Source organism: Streptomyces griseochromogenes, from assembly GCF_001542625.1.
GTDB classification, from domain to species: Bacteria; Actinomycetota; Actinomycetes; order Streptomycetales; family Streptomycetaceae; genus Streptomyces; species Streptomyces griseochromogenes.
In genome coordinates, this window is sequence record NZ_CP016279.1 from 5269609 (window position 1) to 5295348 (window position 25740).

Here is a 25740-nt window from a genome sequence, read left to right on the forward strand (position 1 = left end):
TCCCTGGGCGCCGACCGCCAGGACGTCGGACTGCACCACAGCGCCCCTGAAGAACATCCGCCGCATGCAGGGCATTGCCCGCACAGAGCTGCCTCACCTGCAAGCCGAATGGAATCTGCTCAATCCGCAACGAAAGGACGGCACATCATGCCCCAGGAAACCCTTCCCGCCACCCTGGAACCGGCCAGCGTCATTGAGCCCCGTGCGGCTGTTGCGCAGGCCGCGAGCGCGCCTCTCGCCCCCTACACCCACATCCGGCGTTTCAACTATTCCAGCAGCGCCGTGGACTTCACCGTTCCCCCCGGAGTCACCACCGTCAACGCCCGCTGCTGGGGCGGCGGAGGCCATGGAGCCGGTCTCGGGGGCGGGGGCGGCTTCGTCGCCGGAGACATCGCCGTCGTGCCGGGGGAGACGCTGCGGGTCGTGGTCACCTTGGGGAGCGCAGGCAATGGAGGCGGTATGAGTGGCCTGTTCAGCCAGCGGCTGGGGAAGCCGCTTCTGATCGCCGGCGGAGGCGGAGCGGGCATTTCGTATGTCGGCAATGCATACGGTGGTGCAGGCGGCGGCATCAGCGGCTCCGACGGACAGACGCACTCGGGCGGCGGGTGGACAGGCACGCCGGCGCGTGGAGCTTCGGGTGCCACCGGCGGCGCCGGCACGGTCGCTCCCCCCGGTGGCTATAGCGGAGGGCGTGGCGGCAACAGCGGCCACAACGGCAGCAACGCCCCGAGCGGCTTGGGCATCGGGGGCAAGGTGCCGATCGGGGATATGGGCGGAGGCGGAGGCGGAGGCCAGGGCGGTATGGGCGGTGGTGCCGGCTACGCAGGCGGCGGTGGCGGCGCCGCTTTCGGCACCAAGACCGTCTGGTTTGCCAGTGGCGGGGGTGGCGGCAGCAGCTTTGTGAACGGTCCCGGCGTCACCAACGGACGCAACCTGCCCGGCAACGGCACCCGGGCAGGCGGCAAGGACGATCCCCTGTACCAGGCCCCCGTCGGCGACGCGGCCAAAGGCGGCCAGGTGGTGCTCCAGTGGACGGAGTTCACGGTGACGCCCGGCGGACCCCCCGACGTGGAGCTGAGGCAGGGCGGAGGGCCCGGGTACCCGGGCGTGCATGTCGAAGCCGGCGTGGCGTTCGACCCGGTGTCGGTGGCGGTGGCACTGCCCACCAGCCATGATCTGCTCTTCGGCACGCAGACCCTTGCCGACTACCAGCTGACCGTCCAGAACGCTGACGGGAACACCGCCCAGTACACAGGAAGCCTGTCCGAGGACGGAACCTCGCTCACCTTCTCGGACGTGGACCTTCAGCTGCCCGGGACCACGGTCATGTGGGTCGCCGTGAGCGCCGGCCACCAGGCCCCCCTCGGCGCCGGCAGCCTGACCTTCACCGTGGGAGGAAAGCCATCTCCGTCCACAACGGTCATCGTCACACCCGGCTTCACCGTCTCCCCCGGCGGAGACCCGGTGACCGCAGAACGGGAAGGAGCACCCGTCTACCCGGGGGTCGAGGTCCAGAACAGCGGCACGGAATTCATTGCACTGCAGACCGTCACCGCGACCCTGCCGGCCGATACCGCGCTCAGGTTCGGCACCGCAGCCGGCCCCGATCACCAGCTGACCGTCTGGCAGGCCGACGGCAGCCACAGCGTGTACGTGGGAGTCCTCTCCGCCGACGGCCGGACCCTGACCTTCCCCGACGTCGACCTGGGCGTTCCCGAAGCCGGCTCCCAGTCGGTCATGTGGGTCTGCGTCACCGCCTCCGACGACACCCCCACGGGACCCACCACCGTGGCCTTCGCCATCGGCGACCGCACCTCACCCTCCACCACCATCCAGGTCATCTGACCTGAACATCACCTGCTTGGGGCCCTGCGCGTAGTGCCACACGCCTGTGCAGCCACGAGCAACGACCCCAGACAGACCCTGCCGGTAGGCGGGCCTCGGCCACGTCGGCGCCTTCATCTTTCATCTGCTCACCCGCGGCACCGCGCTGCGAGTCCGCTCGGCGAGGCGGGGCCCGAAGGCATCCCGGCAGGGCCAACCCCCCACCCCATACAGCAGCGAAAGGACGGCACATCATGCCCCAGGAAACCCTTCCCGCCCCCCAGCAACCGGCCAGCGTCATTGAGCCCCGCACGGCTATTGCGCAGGCCGCGAGCGCACCGATCGCTCCGTACACCCACATCCGGCGTTTCAACTATTCCGGCAGCGTTGCGGACTTCATCGTTCCCCCCGGTGTGACCACGGTCAACGCCCGTTGCTGGGGCGGCGGGGGTTGGGGAGTCGGTCTTGGGGGTGGGGGCGGCTTCGTCGCCGGAGACATCGCCGTTGTGCCGGGGGAGACGCTGCGGGTCGTGGTCGACCTAGGCGGAGGGGGTGGGGGCGGTATGAGCGGCCTGTTCAGCCAGCGGCTGGGGAAGGCTCTTCTGATCGCCGGCGGAGGCGGAGCGGGCAATAAGTATGTCCGTAATGTGCAAGGTGGTGCGGGCGGCGGCATCAGCGGTTCTAACGGAGGGACGGACTCCGGCGGCGGGTGGACAGGTACCCCTGCGCGTGGAGCTTCGGGTTCCACGGGCGGCGCCGGCGCGGTCCCTCCCCCTGCTTGGCACCTCTATCTCGGAGGACGTGGCGGCAACAACGGCCAAAACGGTGGCGCCGGCGGGGGCGGCGGGACCGTTGGGGGCAAGGTGCCGATCGGGGGTATGGGCGGAGGCGGCGGCGGAGGCGCAGGCGGGTACGGCTTGGGCGGTGGTGCCGGCTACGCGGGCGGCGGTGGCGGCACCGGTGTCGGCCGCAGCGACAGCGGCTGGTTTGCCAGTGGCGGGGGTGGCGGCAGCAGCTTTGTGACCGGTCCGGGCGTCACCAACGGACGCACCCTGGCCGGCAATGGCACCCGGGCGGGCGGCAAGGACGATCCCCTGTACCAGTCTCCTGTCGGCGACGCGGGCAACCGCGGCCAGGTGGTGCTGCAGTGGACGGAGTTCACGGTGACGCCCGGCGGACCGCCTGATGTGGAGCTGAGGCAGGGCGGAAGGGCCGGGTACCCGGGCGTGCATGTCGAATCCGGTGTGGCGTTCGCCCCGGTGGCGGTGGCGGTGGCCCTGCCCGCCGGCCATGGTCTGCTCTTCGGCACGCAGACCCTTGCCGACTACCAGCTGACCGTCCAGAACGCCGATGGGGAGACCGCCCAGTACACGGGAACCCTGTCCGAGGACGGAACCTCGCTCGTCTTCGCGGACGTGGACCTGGAACTGCCCGGCACGACCGTCATGTGGGTCGCCGTGAGCGCCGGCCACGATGCCCCGCTCGGAGCCACCAGCCTGACCTTCACCGTGGGAGGAAAGACCTCCCCCTCCACCACCATCGTCGTCGCCCCGAACTTCAGCGTCTCGCCCGGCGGCGCTCCGGTAACCGCGGAGAGGGGAGGAGCGGTCGTCTACCCGGGGGTGGAGGTCAGGAACAACGGCACGGAAGCCATTCCGCTGCAGACGGTCACCGCGGTCCTCCCGGCCGATGCCGCCCTGCGGTTCGGCACCCAGACCATCGCCGATCACCAGCTGACCGTCTGGGGCTCGGACGGGAACATCACCGTGTACGCGGGAAGCATCTCCGAAGACAACCAGACACTGACCTTCCCCGACGTCGACCTGGCAATTCCCGAGGACGGATCCCAAGCGGTCATGTGGGTGGGCGTCAGCGCCTCCGACGACACACCCCAAGGCGCCACCAGCGTGGAGTTCACCGTCGGCGACCGTACCTCGCCCTCCACCACCATCAACGTCATCTGAGCGCGGCGGCGCAACGCCTCACGCCCGCGTCCTCGAATCTGAGGCCGACAAGCCACACACCGAAGCCGCGGCCTGACCAGGCTCGCATTGTTCACCGCTGGGCCAGCAGGATCTCTGCCGGCCCAGCGGCGTCAGACTTCAGCGGAGCGGGCGACGCCGGTGAGCTGTCCCTCCCGTACGGCGACGCTCACGCCGCCCACTCCAGCCCGAGCGCGGCGAGGGCAGCGAGTCGTTCGGGGGTGAGCTTCGCGCGCCTCGATTTCGTGTTCGACAGGAACACTCCGAGTTTCACGGTGTGCTCCTGGCCGCCGACCACGATCGTCTCTGTGTGCCCTCTGGGGGCCTTCAGGTGCCCTTCCCGGGCCCTTGTACTGAGCGAGGGCTGCTACGCCCTTCTCGAAGGCCCCTGAGACCGCCTTGGGCGGCTTCGCGGGTGTTTTCTGTGGCGTAGCCGTTGCGGTTGCTTATTGATCTTGGTTGTGACCTGCTGTTGCTCAGTTGTACTGGGCGGTGTGTCTGTTCCGCGGGGGATGCTCATGCGGCGCCGAGGTGTGGGCGACCGGTGGTACGTGAGCTGAGCTGGCTTTTTGTGCTGCGCAGTGAGCTGAGTGTGGTGCCGGTTTTTGCGCAGGGTAGTTGGCACGCCTATAGGTACGGGAGTTGTCGGGCCATGTGCTGGGGCCGGGGCTGCGTCGGAGCGTGGGTTTCAGCGGGCGTGCAGGCGTTGCCAGAGCAGGTCGTGGTCGGCGGGTGCGAGGCGGGGCAGTTGGAGGCGGCTGGCCAATTGGTGGAGGAAGGCGGTCTGCTCTGTGCGTGTCAGGGGGTGCGGGGGCAGGCGGTCGAGGGCTGTGGCGAGGGTGAGGGTCTCGGGGTAGGTGATCAGGGCCCGGCAGGTCAGTGTGGGGGAGGCCGGGCCTGAGGCGAGGTGGGGGTTGGCGGTGGTGAGCTGTCTCAGGCGGGTGTGCCAGCGGATGTGGAGGTGCTGGTGGTGGTCGTACCAACGCGTGGTGATCGTTGTTGACCAGCTCAGGGAGGACGCCGTTGGTGGGCGGCGGGCGGTGAGGCGGGCATGGGCGAGTTCGGGGACGGAGCGGATGTCGAGGGGGGTGCGCTGTCTGGGGTCGCTGGCGGCTTGTTGGTGGCGGGTGCAGATCATGGCCCGGGGCAGGTTGGGTGCCGGGTGGATCCACGCGGGGACGGCTTTGTGCGGGCTGCGGCGGATGGTGCAGGCGGTGCACGCCGGCAGCGGCTGCACCGCGGGCTGGACGGGCTGCCAGCGGGCCAGGGCGGCGTGGGCCATGCCGATGGAGGCGGGCGGGGGCTGGCGGGCCAGTGCGCGGGCGAGGTGTGCGGGTGGGATGCGGGTGAAGTCTGACAGGCGGCGGGCGGCTTCGGTGCTGAGGTGGATTTCGGTGGCGGGCGGGGCCGGGGAGGTGCCGGTGGCGGTGATGTGCAGGCCGTCGAGGAGCTGGGCAGCGGTCAGGTGGTAGGCGGCTGCGAGGCGGGTGAGGTAGGAGGCTGCTGTCTCGCGGGGCAGCGGCCGCACGCGCAGCGCGCCGGGCGGGATGGGCCACATGGTGCTGGCTGGTACCGCGGGGCGGCTTGCGGTGTGGGTGGTCACCGGCTGCCGGGCCGGGTGCGGCGGGTGGGGGTGCGGGGCCGGTAGTGCTCCTCGGCGAGGTGGTCCAGCGAGATGCCGTCCAGCAGCGTTTTGGTGATGCGTTCACTGCCGTCCAGGAGGGCTTCGATGGCGGCCTGGCGGATCAGGCGGGAGAGGCTGCCGATGCGTCCGGCGGTCCGTTCGTGCAGGTACGACGCCAGTCTGGGCAGGCTGCCGGTGCGGTGGGCGTGCAGGTCGAGGGCCGCTTCCAGGGCGGCGATCAGCTCGCGGAACGGCTCGCGCTCGCCGGCGCGGGCGGGCAGCGCCCCGCAGTCGATCAGAGAGGCGCGCCCGGCCAGCTGCGCGCCGCGTACCCCGGTGAACACCGCGCTGGCGGTGACGTCGATGCCCGCATAGACGAACGTGGCGCCAACGCGTTCGGTGAGGTCCTTAAGCCAGTCGGCGGCCTCCGCGCCGCTGGAGGTGCGCGGGTTGAGCCGGTGGATCTCGTCGATCAGCACCAGCTTCACCCCGGCCGCGGTGTAGGTGTGGCAGACGGCGGTAGTGATCTGCGCGGTGGTCATGCGGGTGGTGACGGGGATGCCGAGGAAGCGGGCGAACTCGCAGGCCAGCGTCTTGGCCGTGGCGCCGGGCGGCACCAGTACGTAGGCGACGGGCACGCTGTCGTCGCCGGGGTGGGCGCGGCGGGTGTGGGCCAGGTGGCAGGTCCGCCCGACCTCGAGCAGCGCGGTTGTTTTGCCGGTGGTGGCCGGGCCGGTGACGATCAGGGACGGGCGGGCGGTGACGTGCTGGTGGCGGCCGAGGATCATCAGGGTGCGCACGCTGCGAGAGAGGTTCTCGATGGCCGGGGTGCGCACGGTCACGAACTGTGAGTGGTAGGCCAGGCGTTCCTCCAGGGAGCGCGGTGCCTGGCCCGGCTGCGGGGGTGCGGGCGGGGCGGTGGCGGCGAACCGGGCGAACGTATCGAATGTGGTGACCGCTCCTGAGGCTGGCTCCTCGACGGCGGGTGTGGTCTCGGGGCTTTTCACCAGTGCTCGGCCTCCTCGAAGGCGTCATACAGCGCGAATCGGCCGGCCAGCGGGGAGAGTTCATCGTCGGCGGCGGGTCTGCCGTCATCGTCACGGGCGTGGGCTTCGACGGCGTCGAGACTGTCCTGGGCCTCCGCGTCGTCATCCGCTGCCTGTGGGCCCGCCGCTGCTGCCACTGCTGCGGACGGGGCTGCTGCCGTGGCGGGTGCGTCACGGCCGGGTAGGGGGCGGGCGTGGCGCAGGACCTGGTCGGCGGCCTCGGCCAGGTCGGCCTCGTGCTGCTCGCGGCCTGCGCGATGGTTGAGGGTGGCGCGGATGTGGCGCCAGGCGGTCTCGCCCATGGGGGCGTGGACATGGTCGCGGTGGATCCACGGGATTTCGTGCAGGTGCCCGTCGGGCAGGCGGATGTAGATCTGCCGTACGTCGTGCGGGTTGAGGTGGACTTCCCACTTGCTGTCGGGGCCGGTGGGGGAGGGGCGGCCGCGGTGTTCGTTCAGCACGGCGTGGTCGTAGGTGCGGTAGTTGATGCGGATGCCGCGGCCGGTGATGGGGTGGAAGCGCACGGGCAGCAGTTCCAGGTAGTCGGCGCCGGTCAGCGGCAGCGGCACATACCCGGACGCGCCCAGTAGCGCGCCCCACATCTCGTTGGGGGCCAGCGCCTTCTTCGGCAGGACCGGGTGGCGCAGCCCGTCGTGGGGGCGGTGCTGCCAGACGGCTGTGACCCACTCATCGAGCAGTTCCTGCAGCTGGGCCACGGTGAAGCGTGCTTCGTCCTCCACCGCCTGGCCGCGCACGAGGACGTGGGAGCCGGTGTAGCCGGCGACGTGCTGCGCGAACAGCGTGTTGATACTCCCGAACGTCCGCTCGACGGCGCCCTTGGCGGCCGGTGAGCGCGGCGGGGCGGGCTGCACGCTCACTCCGAGGGTTTCGCAGGCGGCCAGGAATGCGGCGGAGACGAACACGCGCCCGCGGTCGATGACGATCGTCTCGGGCACCACCACCGGCCGCGCCGCCGCCTGCTCCAGCCGCGCGTCCAGGGCCAGCAGCCGGGCGTAGGGGACGGCGGCGTGGGCCAGGCGTAGATGGCCGGGCCAGCCGGGCCGTGCCGGTTGGGGCACGGCCATCTCCGCCAGCAGCAGCGCCGCGTCCACCGCCTGGGTGCTCTCCTCGCGCAGCACGGCCGCCACCACCGACCGCGTGGCCACATCCAGGGCGATGGTCAGCTCCGGGCGCACCGGATGGCCGTCCTCGCCGACAGCCATCACGTCCAGGCGGGTGGTGTCGACCTGTACCAGCTCACCCGGCCGCAGTGCCACCGTCGGCGTGAACGGGCGCGCCGGCGTGGTGGTGGCGGTGCGGGCCGGGCGGCCGGGATGCTCCAGCGGATCGGCCAGGACCCGCACCAGCCGGTTGAACGTCGACGGCGCCGGCAGCGCCACCGCCTCCGGCCCGTGGGTGTCGGTGAGGATCTGCCCGGTCAGCTGGCGCAGCCCCTTCAAGGTGCCTTTGGAGCGGCCGTGCTGGCGGCGCAGTGCCTCCAGCACGGCGGCTACCACCCGTTCATCGGCCCGCCCCGTCGCACTCGACGGCTTGCGCTGCGGGATCAGCCCCATGAGGCCGCCCGCGTGGTAGCGGGCGCGCATGCGGCGCACGGTGGCCCGGCTGACCCGCGGCCAGCCCAGCTGGGCGAGTTCGTCGGCCTTGGCCTGCTCCCGCGCGGCCATCGACTGCTGCTTGGGGTCGTATTCGGGCCGGGGTATCCCGCCGCTTGCTGGGCCGCCGGGCAACCCGGTCTCGATCTCGCGGATGTGCCGCTGCCAGGCCAGGGCCCGCTCCCGTTCCCGTGCGGGCACCGACTCCAACAGCCCCCACGGCGGCACACCGGCGGCCGGCGAATCCACCACGGCGAACGTGGGATCGGCGAACAGGAAGGGCGCCAGCACCGAGGCCGTCTGGCCACGCTCGTCGACAAGGCGCACCGACGCACCGGCCACGGCGGCGACCTGCCACGTGCGGCCCTCGAACGTCACATACGCTCCCAGCTTCACCTGCCGGTTCCGGGCGGCGGCCACCGGACGGCCTGCGGGTGCGCTCACCACTGCTCGGCCTCCGCGTGCGCATCCCACACCCCGAACCCGCTGCCCTCGGCGGTCGCTTGGCCACCGGCCTTGTCCCCGCAGGCGTCGCGCACCGCACCGCTGACGATCCCGCCTGTCGCCGCCTTCTCCCCGGCCGCCCCGGCACTGCGGCCGGTCGTCTCGCTGGCGGGCCTCGCGCAGGCGCCGCGTCGCGCGAGGATGCCGCCGATGCGGCGTCGGACGGTCTCGTCGAAGGGGCGCAGCGCGTGCTCGCCATCTGCCCACCCGATCGCGTGCAGCAGGCCGTCGGGCAGCCGGATGAAGACCTGCCGCAGGTCGTAGGGGTGGTGGTGGACCTCCCACCGCTGGCCGCGGCGGCGGTGTTCGTCCAGGCACGCATCGTCGTAACGGCGCCCGCCCAGCCGGATGCCGGATTCGGTGAGCGCGCACCGGCGGGCCGGAAGCAGTTCGCCATAGTGCTGCCCGGCCAGCGGCAGCGGCACCATCCCGGCCGCGCCCAGCAGCACATCCCACATCTCCTGCGGAGTCAGCCCCGCCCGGGACAGCAGCGGGTGGCGCAGCTGCTCCTGGGGGCGGTGGTGCCAGAAGGCGGTGATCCATTCGTCCAGCAGGTCCTGCAACTGCGGCACACTCCAGTACGCCCCGCTCTCCTTTTCCGCCGGGGCGAGCGGCCGGGCCGCAGCGGCGGCGTGCCGTGTGAACAGGCCGGCGAGAACTTCCAGCGTGCGCAGTGCACCGCGGTGGGCGCCCGCCGTCCGGGGTGGGGCCGGCTCCAGGCTGATGCCGAGGCTTTCGCACACGGTTAGGACGGTGGAGGTGACGGCGGCCGGCCCGCGGTCGACGACGAGCGTCTCGGGCACGGCCGCCGGACGCGCCGCGGTGGCCTCGATCCGGGCGGGCAAGGACATCAGTCGCCGGGGCGGCCCGCCCGCGTGGGCCTGCTCCAGCAGGGCGGGCCAGCCCGGGCGCAGCGGCCTGGGCACGGCCATCTCGGCCAGCAGCACCGACAGCTCTACCGGCCCGCTCTGCTGAGGGTGCAGCACGGCGGCCAGCACGCAGCCGCTCGCCCCGTCCAGCGCGGCCGTCACCGCCACCTCCACCGCACTCCCGTCCTCGCCCACCGCGCCGATTCCCAGGCGGGCGGTGGCGACATGCACCCGCTCTGCGGGCCGCAGCGCGGCAGGCGGGCCACCGGTCCGGCCGGGGCTGGTGGCGGTGCGCGCCGGGCTGCCGGGCGGCTCGGCCGGATCCGCCAGCGCCTTCACCAGCCGATACAGCGACGAGCGGGCGGGTAACTGGACCCGGCCCGGCCCGTGGGTGTCCGCCACGATCTGTTCGGTCAGCTCGATGACCTGTTTGGTGGTGGTCTTCGACCGGCCCCGGCACCGGCGCAGGGCCTCCAGCACGGCGCTCACCACTCGCTCATCGGTACGCCCGGTAGGGGACGGGGCGCGCAGGTGGCGCTTGTCGACCAGCCCCCACAGCCCCTGCCTGCCGTAGACCAGCCGCATCCGCTGCACCGTGGTCCGGCTGACCCTGGCCCAGCCCAGCCCTGCGAGCTCCTGGGCCTTGGCGTGCTCGCGCTCGGCGAGGGTGAAGCGCTGCGGGTCGTACTCGGTCCGGGGCACACCGCTTTCGGGGCCGCCGGGCAGCCCGGTCTCGACCTCGCGGATGTGCCGCTGCCAGGCCAGGGCCCGCTCCTGCGCCGCCAGCGGCACCGTCTCCCACAGTGCCGGGGCAGGCGGCGCCGCGGCGGCTGTGCCGATCACCGAGAAGCCGGGCGCGGCCACCAGGCGGGCGGCCACGACGCAGGCGGCGGCCCCGTCGTCGGCAGCCAGGTGTACCCGGCCGTCGACCTGGGCGGCCACCTGCCAGGTGCGGTCTTCGAACGTGACCTGCGCGCCCACCTCAAGATGCCGCCCACCGGGGGCGGTTGCGCCGTGTCTGCTCAACTTGCGTGCTGCTCCTGCCCCTTGTCGCCTGCGGCCGGGCCGGGGGAGACGACAGTGTGCTCACCCAGCGGTCTCTCAAGGTCTGCGGTCAGCCGCCCGCCCCACAGCGCGTGGTAGAGCACCGGCAGCGCCGTGAGGATCTCGCCCGCCGCCGTAGCCCCGGCCATCAGCGGCCGCGGGGCGGCGAACGCCTCGAGCACCGCCTGCTCAAGGCCGCCTGCGTCCCGGTGGCGGGGGTGGCGGTAGCCAGCCAGCCACCGCACGTTCGCCGCCACCACCTTCTCCGGCGGCACCAGGCGCCGGTAGGTGAACCCCACCGCCGCACACGCCGCGGCAAGCACCGCGGCGGCGCGCCCGGCCCGGCCTGCGGAGGGCTCGGAAGTGGCGGGACAGTCGGCGAGCAGGGCGCGCCCGTCGGCGTAGCGGGCGAACAGCTGGGGCACCCACGTCAAAACCCGCCTGCTGTCCGGATCACGCCAGATCAGCCGCACCGGCCGCGCCGACAGCCCCACCACCTGCGGATCGCGGTCCAGGACCATCAGCTGCGTGCACATCGCCTGTGAACCGTGCATCACATGCCGCCCGGTCGTGGCCGACCACCACCAGCCCGGCCCCCACCGCCGCCCTGGCACCACCGGGAACGGTGCGACCGGCGCAAGCTGTTCGAAGCGCACCGCCACGGCTGCCTCGACCCAGCGGCGCTGCACCGGCGTGCTGTCCGCCCCGGTGAACTCCGCCTCCACCGTGCCCGGTTCCGGCACTTGCGTGAAGGCGGATAAGCCAGCCTCCGCGCCGTCCTGGCTGCTGTCGATGATCACGTACTCCACACAACGCCATGCCTGCCCTGTTGCGCAGGAGAACCGGCCGGTAACCGCAACCTCGGTACCACCGCCGGACATTCACCGCGCGGCACCCAGGGTGCCGCGCGCGGGCACCGGTGTCAGTGCGGAGTCCTGCACTTTTTGCCCCGCCGCGCGGCCTCGGCCCGGCAACGGCTCGTCGGCGCGCCAACCGGCCGCAGTGCCCGGGCCGCTTCCCGGCCGCCGCCGGTTGTGTCAGTCCTCGTCCTGGCCTGCGGCGAGCACCGAGGCCAGCTCCTGGGCGGGCAGGCGCGACCAATGGGCGACTTCCTGAAGCGACACCCCGGCGGTGACGGCCGCGGTGGCGGTGTGCACGAGGGCCTGGTCGATCAGGGCGGCACTGTGGCTGAGGTGCTCCAGCAGTGTGCGGGCCACCTCGGCGGTAGTGCCGCTGTGCACGCCGCGCAACTCCACCAGCTGCTCCCGGGCCTCGTCGACCAACTGCGTGATGTGGAACCGGTGTTCGGCGCTCACTGTGGCCCGCCACCGGGTGCGCGAGCCACCCGACTGCTGCTCGGCCGCCATCACGCGCAGCTGGCCGGCCATCGTGGCGGGCTGCTGTTCCCGCTGCAGCCGCCACGGATCGTCCCTCCACCCGGGCGGCCCGCCTTCACCGCGCCGCTGGCGGATGACCGCGCCCATCCAGGTGAGCAGCGGCCCGCCGTAGTCCACCGCGGACAGCGGGCCCAGCCAGCCCCGTCCCACCCGCTCGCCCAGCCGGCGGCAGAACGCCCCGTCGGCGGGCAGCGGCCGCGGCCGCCCGGCGCCGCTGTCCCTCCACACCAGCTCGGCCATGGCCGGCTCCAGCAGTGCCTGCGTCACGGCCACGACCTCGGGGAAGATGGCCGCGTCCCGGTCCACGATCCGCCACCGCTGAAGATCCGTTCCCGCGTTGCCGCCCGCCAGCCGGTGCAGCCTGTGCGGCCAGATCTCCTCCTGCTCCCAGTGCAGGGCCTCATCCCACCACCGGGCCACGACCGCGTGCGCCAGGGCGAACACCTGACCGGGCTCCGCCGCGGCCCGCCCCGCACGGCGCGCCACCCCCGCCCACTGCCGCTGCGCCGCAGCGACTTCCGGGAGACCGTGCAGGTCGAGGTGTTCCAGCGGCTGGTCGGCGTCGGCGTCCAGCAGCCACCGCCCGTGCCGGACACACACCCGCTGCCAGCGCGGCAGATACCGCACCGCCCGCACCGTCTGCCCGGTACGCCGCGCGGTGCACGACCGGCAGGCGAACGCCGCTTCGCCCGCCACCGCGCCCGCCGCCCGCCACCGCGCCTGCGCCAGGGCGGCCTCCCGGCCGGTGCTGATCTTGGGATCATCCACGGTGAAAGCGGGCAGCGCGTGCGCCAGCACCGCCGGCTCGACCCCGCACAGTTCGGCGAGCACAGCCCGCCCGGCTTCGTTGAGCACGATCTCCGCATCGGCCCGCACACCGCCGCTGTCGTTGCGGGCGGGGGAGTTGCGGCACGTCCACAGCCGCAGCACACCGGCAGCCGGCAGGCCGTAGTGGTCCGCGGCCCGGTTGATCAGTGACGAGGTCAGCTCCCCGGCCAGCGGCACGGTCCGTAACGCTCCTGCTCTCACAGCTCTCCCCTGACGCCCTGTCCTGCTTCCTGCCCCGGCGCACTGATCGCCTACAGCTCGAACTGCAGGTCGACGATGTCCTTGAGTTCCACTTCGAGGCCGTGGGCACGGCGGCCGCCGTCGCGGAAGTACACCTCACCCAACGCCTCGGCAGCGAGCTCGCGGAGGTCGTCCTCGTCGACGCCTGCTTCCTGGGCTTGAAGGAGGCGGGCGGCGTGCCGGGGCGGCAGGGCGAGGGTGAGGTGACGCACGCGGGCCTGGTCGGTGCTGCCGACGGCGGCGGTGTAGCCGAACCTCGCCTGCACATCGATCATGATGCCGCTCGTGGTGGCCGCGGCCTGTTTCGCCTTCGCCCTGATCTGCGGCTGCCAGCGCACGCGGACCTCACGCTCGAGGCGGTCGGCGAGCTCCGGCCGGGGCCTTTTGATCTGGTTCTTCACATACCGCTCCACCGTGCGCTGGCTGATGCCGAGCAGCTCGGCCACCGGCATCGTCCGGCCGCCGTGCTTCTTGAGGAGGTAACGCATCCGCGCCCCGGCGGACTTGGGGATGGGCCGCGTGAACGCGCCCTGCACCGCCCTGTCGAGTTCTTCCCCGACCGTGACCATCGGCGTAACTCTCCTACTCTCCAGTGTCCTTGGCGGTGACCTCGCCGGTCTTGATGTAGCGGGCGAGGTTGGCGACATGGCCGTCGGCGCCGAGCTGTTCGAGCACGTCAGCCCCCCACAGCACGCTCTGGGTGCCCTCGTGCTTGACCATCCCGGGCGAGACGCCGAGCCGGAACGAGCCCGGCACGGTCTTGCCGTCGGCTCCGTAGGGCAGGACGTCCAGAGGGCTGGGCCCGTCGGCCGCGTACACGGCGCAGTCGGAGAGGACCGCGACCGGGTAACGGCCGGTGGCCGCCGCCAGGTGGAGCATCTTGCGGTGCATGTTGACCCGGGCCCGGGAGATGACGGTCGCGCGGATGTCCGGCCGCCAGGTCGGCCGCGCGAGGGCGGGCCAGGCCTGCCCCGGCTTCCAGCCGCCCCCGCGCGCCTTCTCCTGCAGCTTGCCGATCCCGCCCTTGACGGTCATCTTGACCGCGTCCACCACGATCCCCAGCTCCGGATCACGGCTCTTGTAGCCGTCCATCGCCTGAAGGAACTGGTGCGGGGGCAGCTTCTCCGCGACGCCGAGGTCCGCCATGGTGGCGACGTAGGCATCGCGCAGCCGCTTGTACCAGCCGTCCAGGAGCCGGCCGCTCTCCCGGCGCAGCCAGGCCTCGACGGGGGTGACGTCGTAGCCGAGCTCGACGGCGTAGGCCACGGTGGGCGTGGCATACCAGGCCGGACCGGTCGGGCGCCGGCCGCTCGGCGTGAAAGGGCTGGGCAGCAGGCCGGCGTCGAGGTCGCGCCACTGCTTGCCGACCTTCACCCGGGACAGGTCGACGTGGGAGAGGTCGACCAGCCAGGAACCGGGCACCGCTGGGTCGAAGACCGGATCGGTGACGTGCTCGGGTGGCGATGACAGCCCGACGACCGCACCGTTGGCGGCTGCACCGAAGGCCAGGTTCACATCCAGACCGACCAGGTGCCCCTGCATGCACTCGGCGTCGGTGAGGTCCCGCGCCCAGTCGTAGGCCTCCTCGAACAGCCGCTCGTCGGGGCCGCGCACGTGGAAGCGGGGCAGATGGGCCAGGACGGGGTGTCCGTCGATCGCCTCGCACGGCGCCGGGTCTACCGGCTCCGTGCCCAGTGACCCGGGCCGGTGCTCGCGGTGCCGCCTGCCGTTCTCGTCCGGCTCGCTCGCGCGGGTCGGCGGGTTGAGCGCGGTCATCAGCTGCAGCCCCGTCACGGCCGTGGAGCCGACCGGCGTCATCACCCGCTGCGCGTACACACCCAGCACCCGGGCGAGCTCAGGCGGCGGCAACTGGGCGGCGTGGCCCCAGGCGCGGTCGTCCAGGGCGCGCCAGGAGGGGATGCACAGTTGTACGCACTGGCGGCGGCTGCCGTGGGCGGGGCGGTAGATCCGCGCCCACGGCCCCAGCCCGCGCTTGGTCAGCTGCCAGTCGGCGCGCTCAAGCTGCTTGATGACCTTGTGTCCTTCCGGCAGCCGCCCGGCAAGCCGCTCGGCCTCGGACAGGGCGGCGGGCAGGCCGTAGCGCTCGCACGCCGCCTCGGTGAGCACCAGCAGCGGGTCGCCGTCCTTGCCCGAGCCGTGCAGCTTCTCCGACCCCAGCCGTGCCTCGGTGAGCGTCCACTCCACCAGCGCGGGCAGGGATTTGGCGGGCACGTCCAGGATCAGGCCGCCGATGCCGTACCCGGTCACGTTGCGCTCGGTGTCGGCGTCGAGAACGAGCAGCGGACCGTGCGCGTACGCACCGCCGGGCGCGGGTGTGTGGGCCGCAGCGGCCTTCGACGCACCCGGGCGGCGTGATCCCTGCGACGGCCGGGCGGCCCGCGCCGGACGCGATGCGGCTCCCGGCGCGTGAGCGGCTGCGGGCGAGACGGACGGGGCGGCGGGTGTGGCCACGGGTGTGGTCACGGCCGCAGCCTCAACAGCCCCGCCCCCGGGCCCGGTCGTTGCCGTGGGTGCCGGGCCGCTGAACGCCGTCGGTGCCGGGGCCTCCTCCTGCAGGGCGGCGGTGCTCCCGGCGGCGGGGTAGAGCTGTGCGAGCTGCTTGAGCAGGCGCGCGTACGGCTCCCGCTGCGGCGGCCGCGGCTCCGTTTTGCCTGACTCCCAGGCGCTGACGGTTGCCCGCCGCACGTCCAGGGCGGACGCCACCTCGTCCAGGGTGAGCGCGTGGGCCTGGCGCAGGCGCTTGCGCTCCGCCGGGGGCGGCAGCGGGGACCGGGACGCGACCAGCGCGTCGACCGCATCGAACAACTCGGACATGGGGCACCTCCGCCTCCACTCTACCCCATGAACCGTACTTATTGCGTACGGATAGCGTCCATTCTGCGTACGGATGAAGGGTGTGGGTGGTAGGGTCCCGATCGGAGGGCGCCCTTTTCGGAAGGTCTCACCGCCTCCCCGGTCCGCCCGCCGCCCGGATGCCGCCGCCTGCTTCGGATCGAGGAAGAGCTGTATGACTGTGGTCGAACTGCCGCGGCCCGGCCGTCCCGGGAGGCAGCGCCTCTTCCCGGACCAGGCCGAGGCCGTCAAGCGGCTGGTACGGCATCTGCGGCGCGCGGGGACGCGGGGGCTGTTCGTGTCGGCGACGGGCACCGGCAAGACGCTGGTGTCGATCCGCACAGCGGACGAACTCGGCGCGCGGCTGGTGCTGTTCGTGGTGCCCACCCTGGACCTGGCGGCCCAGACGGCGCTGGCCTGGCGCGGCGACGGTCACCTGGAGCACATGGTGATCGTCTCCTCCCTGGACACCAGCGGCCGGGACGACCTGGTCGCGGCCCGCGTCATGTCGACCACGAACCCGCACGCGCTGGGCGGGCTGATGTCGGTGGTGGGGGAGGGGGAGGACCAGATCCGTGCGTTGACGGTGATCTGCACCTACGACTCCCTGGACAAGATCGAACAGACCCAGCGCACGGGATACGCGGTGCCGCCGTTCGACCTCGCGGTCATGGACGAAGCCCACCGGATCGCCGGCCGCGCCGACAAGAAGTGGGCGATCGTCAACGACGCCAAGCGGATCCGCGCGGATCGCCGCCTCTACATGACCGCCACCCCCCGCATCTTCGCCGCGCCGGAGCTGGCCGAGTCCGCCGACACCACCCGCCCCCGCCGCCGTGCCACCGCCCCGAACCGGGACACGGACGTGGACGCGTTCGCCAACTCCATGGACAACGAGGCCGTCTACGGCAAGAAGGTCTTCGAATACCCCCTCGCCCAGGCGGTGGAGGACGGCCGGGCCGCGGACTACCGCATCGTGGTGCCCACCCTGACCGACACCGACCTGCGCCGCCGCCTGAACATGCCCGCCCCGGGCACGACCGCGCACACAGCCGCCGGTTCCGGCGAACAGGGGGACGACGGTGCGCTGCGCACCACCGCCCTGCACCTGTCCGTCCTGCGCGCCATGACCGAACACCGTCTGAGCAAGGTCCTGGTCTACTTCAACCTCGTCTCCGACGCCCGCCGCTTCGCCCGCGAACTCCCCCACACCCTGCGCCTGCTGGCCCGCACCGACCCCGACCTCGTCCCGGACATCACCCCCGAGCTGTTCTTCGCCCACGGCGAGCACACCCCAGCCCAGCGCGCCGACACCTTCACAGCCTTCGCCGCCGCCGACTGCGCGATCCTCGCCAACTCCCGCCTGATCGCCGAAGGCGTCGACATCCCCAGCGTCGACGCGATCGTCTTCGCGGACCCCACCCGCAGCGTCATCCGCTGCGTCCAGGCCCTGGGCCGCGCCCTGCGCCTGGACGTCTCCGGCAAGACCGCCAGCCTGATCGTCCCCGTCTACGTCCCGCCCGGCGCCGACGGCGAGAACATCCTCGGCACCGCATACGAGCCGGTGTGGGCGATCGCCTGCGCACTGGCCGGCCACGACCACCGCATCCTCGAGCGCCTCCCGGACAAGGCCAACCGCCTCCCACGCGAGACCAGCGATGTCATCGCCCGCCGTTGGCACTTCGACTTCACCGTCCACCCCGAACGCATCGCCCAGGCGATGGACCTGGTCTCCTTCGACCCCCGCGACGCGCCGGTCTCCCGCTCCCGCCGCCTAGGGCTCGCCGCCGCCCAGTCCTACCGCGACCAGTACGGCCACCTCGAGGTCCCCGCCGACCACATCGACCCCACCGGCTACCGGCTGGGCACCTTCATCACCACCATGCGCGACGCCCGCACCGCCGGCCGCCTCGAAGCCGACTGGATCGCCGAACTCGACGCGCTCGGCATGATCTGGGACAAGCACGACGCCGCCTGGCGCTCCCGCCTCGCCGCCGCCGCCGACCACCTGCGCACCCACGGCCATCTCGCCGCCCCTGCCACCACCCCCGTCGGCGCATGGCTCGCCGAACAACGCCACCTCGCCGCCAAGAACACCCTCGATGCCGCCCGCGCCGACGCCCTCACCGCCCTCGCCCCCGACTGGCGCCTTCCCCACGGCGCGGACTGGCACCGCAAATACCACCTGCTGCGCGCCCACCTCGCCTCCGGTGCCGACCCGGCCGCCCTCACCCGCGACACCCTCCTGGCCGGGGTGAAGATCGGCTCCTGGCTCCACCGCCAGCTCACCACCTGGGCCGCCCTCCACCCCGGCCAGCAGCACCTGATGACCGCTCTCGGCCTCACCCCCGACACCAACCCCCTCGCCCCGGCCCGCCGCTCCCGCCGCACCTTCGAACAGGCCGTCCAGCTCCTTGAACTCTTCCTCCACCGCGAAGGCCGCGCCCCCACAGCCCGCGAGACCATCCGCGTCGACGGCGACACCGTCAGGATCGGCGCCTGGCTCGCCAAAGCCCGCACCAAGCACCGCACAGGCCAGCTCCCCGGAGCCCACGCACGCCTGGTCGCCGCGCTCTTCGAAGGCGACTGGACGACCGAGGCCGCCGTCCCCGCCATCCTGGCGTAGACGCCTGCCCGCACAGGGGGGCGGAGCCGGGTCCGTATGCTGCGTGCGCCTGGAGGACCACGCCGCGCCCGCCGTTCAACCTCGGCGGCCGTGCTCCCATACTCATTTCGTCACTCCATGGTCAGGTTCGTATGCGGATGGTTACTCTGGCGTGATGGATCACGAGGGGGCGGAGCAGGGGCCAGGGGGTGCGGTGACCAGCCGGGAGCAGGACGCGGTGCGCCTGCTGCTGTTGATTGACGGGGCGTGCGAGCCGCTCACCGAGGCGGAGAAGGCCCTGCCCGGCCTGGAGCAGGCAGTGGGCGTAATGAGGACGCAGGTCAAGCTGCAGAAGCTGGACTTCTGGCTGCGCAATCCGGACTACCTGGCCAACGAGCTGCTGACTGCCTACGAGACCGAGCCCGAGGAAGCACTGCTGGACCTCGCCGGCCGCATCCTGGACTCCGAGGAGCCGGAGGTGCGGCGCTATCCGATGCTGCGCCACCACTTCGGCGCCTACGAGTGGCTGGACGACGCCCTGGCGGTGCTGCGCAGCGCCGGGCTGCTGGTGCGCAAGCGGCGGGGAACGGTCAACCGGGTGCGCCAGCACGACTACTTCCTGCTGGAGCACGGCCGTCACGTCGCCCGGGAGATCATCCGCCAGGAACCGGATTTCGGCTACTACGTGCAGCGCGTCGAGGACGTCCTGCGGCTCGCGGGGGAGAAGAGCGGCAGCGAGCTGAAGAAGCAGCAGTACCTGACGCGCGAGTACGCCGACACGCCGCGGGGGAGCCGGATCGGGTCGATCAGTGAGCAGGCGCGCCGCCGGCTGGCGGCATTCCGGCAGCAGCTGCAGGCACAGGGAGCGGGGGGAGCATGAGCACGGTGCAGGAAGAGGCACTGCTGGAGACGCGTATTGCGGACAAGGCGGGTGTGAAGGTCGACGATGTCCGTGACGTGTTCGCCGCTTACGGGCTGCCGCTGGTCATCTCTCCGGCACGTCCGCGGTCGCTGCGGGTGCACCGGCTGCGGGTGGCCGGGGAACGCACCGGCGACGTCGAGCCGGGCCCGTTCGACAAGACCCTGTCCTTCTCCGCAGGTCTGACAGCGCTGGTCGCCTCGAACTTCCGGGGCAAGACGTCGGTGCTGGAACTGCTGACGTGGTGCCTGCGCGGCACGCCGCGCAGTGAGATGCAAAGCCGTGTCCGCAGCTGGCTGCACCACGTCGACCTGGACGCGACCGTCGCGGGGGAGCCCATGGCGTTCCGCCTGGACCTCACCGACGGGGAGATCACCGCGGCCGCCGTCCTGACCGGCCCCGACTCGGCCGCCCTGGCCGACGTACGCGGCCCCGCCCCGGACCGGGGCATCACCGTCCTGCTGCGAGCCTCCAGCACCGACAGCTACGCGGAGCAGATCGCCGGCCTGATGCTGGGGCGGATGGATCTGCAGCCCCTGGTCAACAGCTTCAAGGAGACCAGCACCCAGACCCACGGGTGGCCCGCCTACTTCGGGGCGGTCTACCTGCCGGCCGGCGGCGACAAGGCACTGCTGGGCGAGGTCACCTCCAACGGACTGCCGGGCCGTCTGCTGCAGGTCTTCCTGGACCTGCCCGCGGCCGCCGCCCTCACCCGCGTCAAGACCGTGCACGACGTGCGCCTCGCCGAGGACAAGGCACGCCGCGCGGTGGCGGCCGCCGAAGCAGCGGAACGCGCATCCGAACGCGAACGCCTCGAAACCGATCTCGCCCAGGCCCGCGAGGCACTGGCACGCCTGCTGCCCGGGGACGGCGAGGACGCCTCCCTGACCGACCTGGCCCGCGACGCGGTCCAGCTCGCCCGGGCGCTGGCCGACGCGCAGGACGCGTGGGACGAAGCCGTGCGCGTCTTCCGCCGGGCGCGCACCGAACGCCAGCAGGCCGCCAAGCTCCTCAACGACGTCACCGAAAGTGCCACCGCCCGTCTGCTCTTCCACGGCCTGAACCCCACCAGCTGCCCCCGCTGCGACCAGCAGATCGACGACACACGCCGCCAGCAGGAGCGGCACGCCCACACCTGCGCGGTGTGCGCGCGAGGTGACCGGAGACGACGAAGAACCGCAGGAAATCAAGGCCGAGGCACAGCAGAGGCTGGAGACGAGTACCGCCGCCGAAGCGGCAGCCAAACAGGCTCTGGAACAGGCCGAGGCCACCGTCGATGGCCTGACACGCCAACTGGAACGCGCGCAGGAGCAGTTGCGGCGCGCTCAGTCCGCCGCCGACCTGCCCGCTCGCCTGGCCGCACAGGAGAACGTGCTGCGACTGGAAGGCGCACTCAGCGTGTTCCGCGAGCCCGAGGAACCGGCCCTGGACGAAACCGAGGCCAAGGCCATCAAGGTCCTGGCTGCCGCCGCCGACCTGCTGGAAAAGGACAGCAAGACGGCCGCCGAGGCACTGTTCAAAGAGGTCAACGAGGAGACCGCCGAGCTGGCGACCCTGTTCGGGGTTCCCTCCCTCAAGTCGGTGTCGATCGACCGCGGCGCCCGCCTGAAAATCTTCCCCCTCGGCAGCAAGCAGGAATGGTTCAAGGACCAGACCGCCGGCGCACGCCTGCGGCTGCGCATCGCGGTCGCCATCGCCCTGCTCAGGGTCGGTCGGGCAAACGGCGTATCCACCCACCCCGGCCTGCTGCTGATCGACAGCCCCAAGTCCGAGGAGATGCAGTCCGCCGACGCCCATAAGCTCTTCAAGGAACTGGCCACCGTCGCAGCCGAGAGCGACCTGCAGGTGGTCATCACCACCGCGGACTTCGACCTGGCCCGCGCAGCCCTGCCCGCCGACAGCATCCGGCAGGCCGAGCCCGGCGCTTCCCTATGGTGATGCCGCACCCGAGAGCACGCAGGAAAGGACGGCTGCCGTGCCGCAACTCGCCGACCGGCTGACCGAACTGGCCGCAGACGGCCAGCCCATCACCTTCCCTGCCCTCGGCCTCGCCCCCGACACCGTCGCCAGCCAGGCCGGCGACGTGGCCGCCGGCCCCTTCGCCCCCTACCTCGCCGAAGCCGTCGCCGACGCATACAACCGCAGCGACGCCCAATGGCAGCCCGCAGCCACCGCACTCCCTGAAGGACTCGCCGCACAGCACAGCGTCCTGCACCTGACCGCATCCATGGACGCCCTCCTCCACAGCCCCGCAGCCGCAAAGGCACTGGGCAAGCCCCTGACCGCAGCCCTGCTGGACGGACTGCCCGACCGCATCGAGGCCGCACCCCTCCTGGCCGCCGCCCGCCTCGAAGGCGCCGTACGCCTGGCGGTCGCCGAAGCGGTCACCCCCTTCAAACTGTGGCAGGCGCTCGAGGACGTGCCGACCGACGGCCCCGAAGACTTCCTCGAACGCCTGCCCCGCCTCCTCGGCCTCACTCTCGACCGCTGGGCCGGCGAGGACACCCTCGCCGACACGGTCCGCACCCTGCTGCAGCAACTCACCCACGACGAAGCCACCGACGTGGACGCGATGTTCGAACTCGGCTGCGACCTGCTGCGCCGCGCCCTGTCCTCCCAGGACATCGGCACCGTCACCACCCACCTCGTCCAGGCCCGCCACCAGTTCGAAACCGCCGCCCAGGCCGAAGAAGCCCGCCACGACGCCCTCACCTACGCAGCGGTCTGCGACGCCATCCTCGCCTTCGGCCGGGCAGACGCAGCAGCCATCAACCACGCCGCCGACCAGATCGCCGACACCCTGGACCAGCGCCAGGCCTGGATCCACCGCACCCACCAGCCCGAATGGCTCCAACCGCGCCGCTCAGCAGAAATCGCCTGGCACCACCTCGTCCTCCAACTACGCGCCGCAGCCACCACCCTCCAAGACGACGCATGGATGGACGCCTGGCAAGCCCTCGACACCGTCCTCGCCGCCTACAGCGCCGCCCGCACCGTCCGCCCCCTGGCAGGCGACACCGGCCAAGGCCTGGCCCTGCTGGTCCAGCCCGCGATCGAAGACGGCTTCCTGCGCCAGCAGGCCTTCCTGGCACAACTGCGCCGCGCCGCCCAGGAAACAGCCCAGCACGCCGCCCGCGACTTCGACGCCGCCACCGCCCACACCCTGCTCACCGCGATCGAGACCGCGGCCCAGCGTGAGATGAGCTCCGCCAGCTCCTCCAACGCCGCCGACGACGGCAGCGATGACGACGACCCCGGCGGAGCAGTGCTCGCCCGCTTGCAACGCCTGGCACCGACCCTGCTCCTCCAGCTCAAAGACCAGGCCCTGGGCATCGCCAGCACACTCGACGACCAGCAGCTCCGCGTACTGGAAGGCTTCGCCCACGACAGCGACGTCGCCCGCCTCAAAGCCACCGATCCGCTCATCGTGCCCAAACTCGACCAGCTCATGGCCGAGTTGTCCGCCCATCCCTCGTTCACCGGGGAAGTCCGCCAGACCTTCTCCGTGCTAGTCGAGCAAACCCTCCTCTTTCTCAAGAGCCGTTCCGACATCACCCGCACCAACCTCCTCGGCTCCACCAAGAAGGGCGAACCACCCCTTTTCGACTACCGGCGCAAACCCGAGGGAGACCGCAAGCCCGTCGAGGCCGACCTGCAGCGCGACTTCCATCAGTGGCTCCAAAAAGGCCCCCTGCACAACGTCGTCCTCGTCGAACCCGTCGACGTGGGCATGGGCCGCGCCGATGTCATGGCGCACTTCGGAGCCCTGCGCTACCTCACCGAGATCAAACAGGACGCCACCGACAACGATCCCCAGTACCTCGAAAGGCGCTACCTCACCCAGGCCGCCGAGTACAGCATCACCAACGCCCCCTTCGGACAGCTCCTCGTGCTGGACCTCACCCCGAAGAACGACACTCAAGGCAATCTGCGCGTCGATGAAGTCGCCTGGACCACCGCCCACCGGCCCCGGGGGGCCACAACAGACCGGGCAGTCGTCGTCGGCATCGTCGCCGGCAACCGCACCACACCCTCCGCCTACTCCCGCAAGTAAGCCGCGGTATCCACCAGCACACGGCCACCAGCCTCGAACCGGACGACCGCTCGGCCGTCAGCGCGACGCCCTCGTGGGCAACGCCACCGGGGGAGAACCAGCCCAGGACGCCTGAACACGGGACGCGCTCGTTGTCAGCGTCGCAGTCCGGGGCCGACGCGCTCGTAAGCGCAGCGCTTGGTGACCGGGTTCAAGACAGCGACCTTCAGCGGGCTCCGGGCGGCTTCCTCGATCCTCGAGAGCCAGGCTCGGCCGGGCACCAGGATGGTCAGGTCCGCAGGCCACCGGGCGAGCGCTGAGGGGTCGGGGCACACCACACCGGCCAGCTGGAACGCGCTGTCCTTGCACGGCCGGCTGTAGAGGAGCAGCCCGTTGCCGTGGGCGGGGCTCTGGGCGCCGCACTCGACGGCCTTGCCGGAGGTGGAGCGGACCATGTGCATGAACGCGGGCCACAGTGCGGCGTCCATGCCCGCGTGCTCGAAGAAGGCGGACAGCCGCTCCTGCTCCGCCCGCTCTTCCCGCGCCTGTTCCTCAGCGGCCTGCCGGCGGTCCTCGGCGGCCCGTCTGCGCCGTTCCGCGGAAGCGGCCCGCATGTCCGCGGCCTGACGGCGTTGCTCGGCGGCGGCCGCCTGCAGGACTGCTTCGGCGTCGGCCTCCAGCCGGGCCCGGACGACGGCCAGTTGGACGTAGGAGCGGGCGGTCCACCACACCGTGGCGTCCGGGCCGGCATGGGCATGCACCCGCTCCTGAAGAATCCACCGGATCGCATCGACGAGGGAGCAGGAGACGTGGGTCCACGCCGCCTTTGTCTTCAACGTGTGCGGCGCCGCCCAGGTGTAGCGCGCCATCCCGTGACGCACCGTCCACGCGTCCCCGCGGCTCCTGGGGGGCGCCACCCGCAGGGAGGGCACACCGCGCTCCCACGGCCGCTTCTCCACCGCAATCCAGCACACCGCCACACCGTCCGCCGCGTAGCGGTCCGTCCGCCCCTGCGCCTCCTGCGGCGTCATGGGCGAAAGCTGCGCCTCCAGTGCCATGAACGGCCGGTCCCGCCGGTCGAAGACCAGCACGTCGGCACGCCAGGTCCGGGCCTCGTTGCCGACCTCCAGCTCAGCCCTGAAGCCCGCTGCCCGGGCGGCGGTGGCCAGCTCGAGCTTCAGCAGATGATGCTCCGGCGACTCGTTCGCCAGCGCGCAGTCGCGGGGCCGCACCTGGTGGTAGAAGTGCCGGGCACGGTGCGGGGAGACGCGCGCGAATACCTTTCCCCGGCACTCCGGACACGCCAGCTCCAGACCTTTCACGCGGTGAATGTCTGCCCAGGACCGGCCGCACCCCAGATCGTCAAGCGACGCATCCAGCCGGCCCCAGCCCGCGTGCAGGGCGGTGTACCCCATCGGCTCCCCATCGTGTGCCCCGACAAGGACAGCATCCCCTGTGCTGCAATGGCGATACACCCTCGTCTGCTCGTTTGTCCGGGTGCGCTGTTGAGTGACGCGCCTGCGGGCTGGCGGGTGGTCACGACGGCTTCCCGGCGAGTGCGGCCAGGCGCTCCAGCTCGCCCAGGCCCGTAGTCGCAGCACTGCCCGCACACCAGCCGCCGCTTCCTGGGCTTCTCCGGCAGCCGGATGTCGTGCGGTAGCCGAGAGGTGTCTTTGGACTCGCGTAGGTCGAAGTCGCACTCGGCGCAGACCAGGCCAGCCGCGCGGGCCTGCTTCTTCGACCATGCGGGCCAGTCCGCCGACAGGGCGAGGTTGCAGATCGCCATGCCTACGGCGCCGGGCTGGAACACGGGAAGGCCCAGCCGGGGCAGTCCTCGGGGATGTCGCCGATGGACTCCTTCAACGAGGGCATCCACCGCACCAGGTGGGTGAGATCGTTGCGGACGATACGGACCTCATCGCCCTGCCGCATGGCCTTGTTGTAGGAACTGGCGAGCGGGAAGCGGAATGCCGTCACGATCGTGTAGGGCACTTCGAGTAGCTGAAGGTCCTGGCCGATCTCAGCGGCCGTGGCCTTCCACTCGCCGCACCTGGTCTCCCGCCACAGCGCGAGCCCGTCGTTGTTCAGCACGCCGGACACCCTCACCGTGCTCACGATCCGCCGCTGCGCGGCCCGTACCTCCGGGAGAACTGCTTCCGTCATCGGATTACCCTCGTCTCGTCGGCCCCCGGGCGGGCGGCCTCCCCAGGTCAACGATGGGCGGCGCCGGGCCGCCCGGTACGACTTCTTCCCCCCGGGAAATCGGCCGTGACGTGGGGAGGACGTTCGTCGTTGTCGGGGCGGTGCCGCCCCTTTCCTGTCGCGCTGTGACGGTGCCCGGCCGAGTGCCGCGTCAGCC

Annotated in this window: 17 protein-coding genes; 6 read left to right on the forward strand and 11 right to left on the reverse strand. The window is 71.9% G+C overall.

The genetic code is table 11. The features are described from left to right. Positions 1-147: 147 nt before the first annotated feature. A complete protein-coding gene (locus AVL59_RS51540) occupies positions 148-1845 on the forward strand; it encodes a hypothetical protein (protein WP_067307328.1) in 1698 nt (565 codons plus the stop codon). Between the two features lie 896 nt (positions 1846-2741). Further along, positions 2742-3788, forward strand: a complete 1047-nt coding sequence (locus tag AVL59_RS22515; protein ID WP_159400009.1) for a hypothetical protein — start codon at positions 2742-2744, stop codon at positions 3786-3788. A gap of 187 nt (positions 3789-3975) precedes the next feature. Here AVL59_RS22515 and AVL59_RS22520 read toward each other — a convergent pair whose 3' ends face one another. The 9 genes from AVL59_RS22520 to tap all read right to left on the reverse strand — a co-directional run bounded on the left by AVL59_RS22520 (position 3976) and on the right by tap (position 15806). Continuing rightward, positions 3976-4104, reverse strand: a complete 129-nt coding sequence (locus AVL59_RS22520) for a helicase (RefSeq protein ID WP_079146891.1) — start codon at positions 4102-4104, stop codon at positions 3976-3978. A gap of 390 nt (positions 4105-4494) precedes the next feature. Next, positions 4495-5364, reverse strand: a complete 870-nt coding sequence (locus AVL59_RS22525; protein ID WP_067307337.1) for a TniQ family protein — start codon at positions 5362-5364, stop codon at positions 4495-4497. A gap of 41 nt (positions 5365-5405) precedes the next feature. Next, positions 5406-6437, reverse strand: a complete 1032-nt coding sequence (locus AVL59_RS22530; RefSeq protein WP_067307339.1) for a TniB family NTP-binding protein — start codon at positions 6435-6437, stop codon at positions 5406-5408. Beyond that, positions 6434-8536, reverse strand: coding sequence for a DDE-type integrase/transposase/recombinase (locus tag AVL59_RS22535; protein WP_067307342.1), 2103 nt, complete (start codon positions 8534-8536; stop codon positions 6434-6436). The genes AVL59_RS22530 and AVL59_RS22535 overlap by 4 nt, the downstream gene beginning before the upstream one ends. Continuing rightward, complete coding sequence (locus tag AVL59_RS22540; RefSeq protein WP_159400011.1) at positions 8530-10488, reverse strand: Mu transposase C-terminal domain-containing protein; 1959 nt, start codon at positions 10486-10488, stop codon at positions 8530-8532. Before AVL59_RS22540 ends, AVL59_RS22535 begins: the two co-directional genes overlap by 7 nt. Continuing rightward, positions 10485-11306 (reverse strand): TnsA-like heteromeric transposase endonuclease subunit, encoded by an 822-nt coding sequence (locus AVL59_RS22545; RefSeq protein WP_079146892.1) that lies wholly within the window; start codon positions 11304-11306, stop codon positions 10485-10487. Before AVL59_RS22545 ends, AVL59_RS22540 begins: the two co-directional genes overlap by 4 nt. A gap of 237 nt (positions 11307-11543) precedes the next feature. After that, positions 11544-12908 (reverse strand): TniQ family protein, encoded by a 1365-nt coding sequence (locus AVL59_RS22550; protein WP_079146893.1) that lies wholly within the window; start codon positions 12906-12908, stop codon positions 11544-11546. 74 nt (positions 12909-12982) lie between these two features. Further along, positions 12983-13540 carry a telomere-protecting terminal protein Tpg gene (tpg, locus tag AVL59_RS22555; protein WP_067307352.1) on the reverse strand — a complete coding sequence of 186 codons (558 nt, stop codon included), beginning with the start codon at positions 13538-13540 and terminating at the stop codon, positions 12983-12985. 13 nt (positions 13541-13553) lie between these two features. Then, positions 13554-15806, reverse strand: a complete 2253-nt coding sequence (tap, locus tag AVL59_RS22560) for a telomere-associated protein Tap (protein ID WP_067307355.1) — start codon at positions 15804-15806, stop codon at positions 13554-13556. 193 nt (positions 15807-15999) lie between these two features. Between tap and AVL59_RS22565 the strand changes: the two genes are divergently transcribed. From AVL59_RS22565 to AVL59_RS22585, 4 genes are all read left to right on the forward strand, one after another. Continuing rightward, complete coding sequence (locus AVL59_RS22565; RefSeq protein ID WP_067307358.1) at positions 16000-18450, forward strand: DEAD/DEAH box helicase; 2451 nt, start codon at positions 16000-16002, stop codon at positions 18448-18450. A gap of 154 nt (positions 18451-18604) precedes the next feature. Beyond that, positions 18605-19309, forward strand: a complete 705-nt coding sequence (locus AVL59_RS22570) for a hypothetical protein (RefSeq protein WP_067307360.1) — start codon at positions 18605-18607, stop codon at positions 19307-19309. 1194 nt (positions 19310-20503) lie between these two features. Then, complete coding sequence (locus AVL59_RS22580; RefSeq protein WP_067307366.1) at positions 20504-21286, forward strand: hypothetical protein; 783 nt, start codon at positions 20504-20506, stop codon at positions 21284-21286. 37 nt (positions 21287-21323) lie between these two features. Beyond that, positions 21324-23402 carry a hypothetical protein gene (locus AVL59_RS22585; RefSeq protein WP_067307369.1) on the forward strand — a complete coding sequence of 693 codons (2079 nt, stop codon included), beginning with the start codon at positions 21324-21326 and terminating at the stop codon, positions 23400-23402. Between the two features lie 134 nt (positions 23403-23536). Here the strand turns inward: AVL59_RS22585 and AVL59_RS22590 are convergent, their stop codons facing one another. Both AVL59_RS22590 and AVL59_RS22595 read right to left on the reverse strand, forming a co-directional pair. Continuing rightward, complete coding sequence (locus AVL59_RS22590; RefSeq protein ID WP_237281614.1) at positions 23537-24703, reverse strand: competence protein CoiA; 1167 nt, start codon at positions 24701-24703, stop codon at positions 23537-23539. A 466-nt stretch (positions 24704-25169) separates the two neighbouring features. Continuing rightward, positions 25170-25544: a hypothetical protein gene (locus tag AVL59_RS22595; RefSeq protein ID WP_067307374.1), complete on the reverse strand. Its 375-nt coding sequence runs from the start codon at positions 25542-25544 to the stop codon at positions 25170-25172. Positions 25545-25740: the final 196 nt, after the last annotated feature.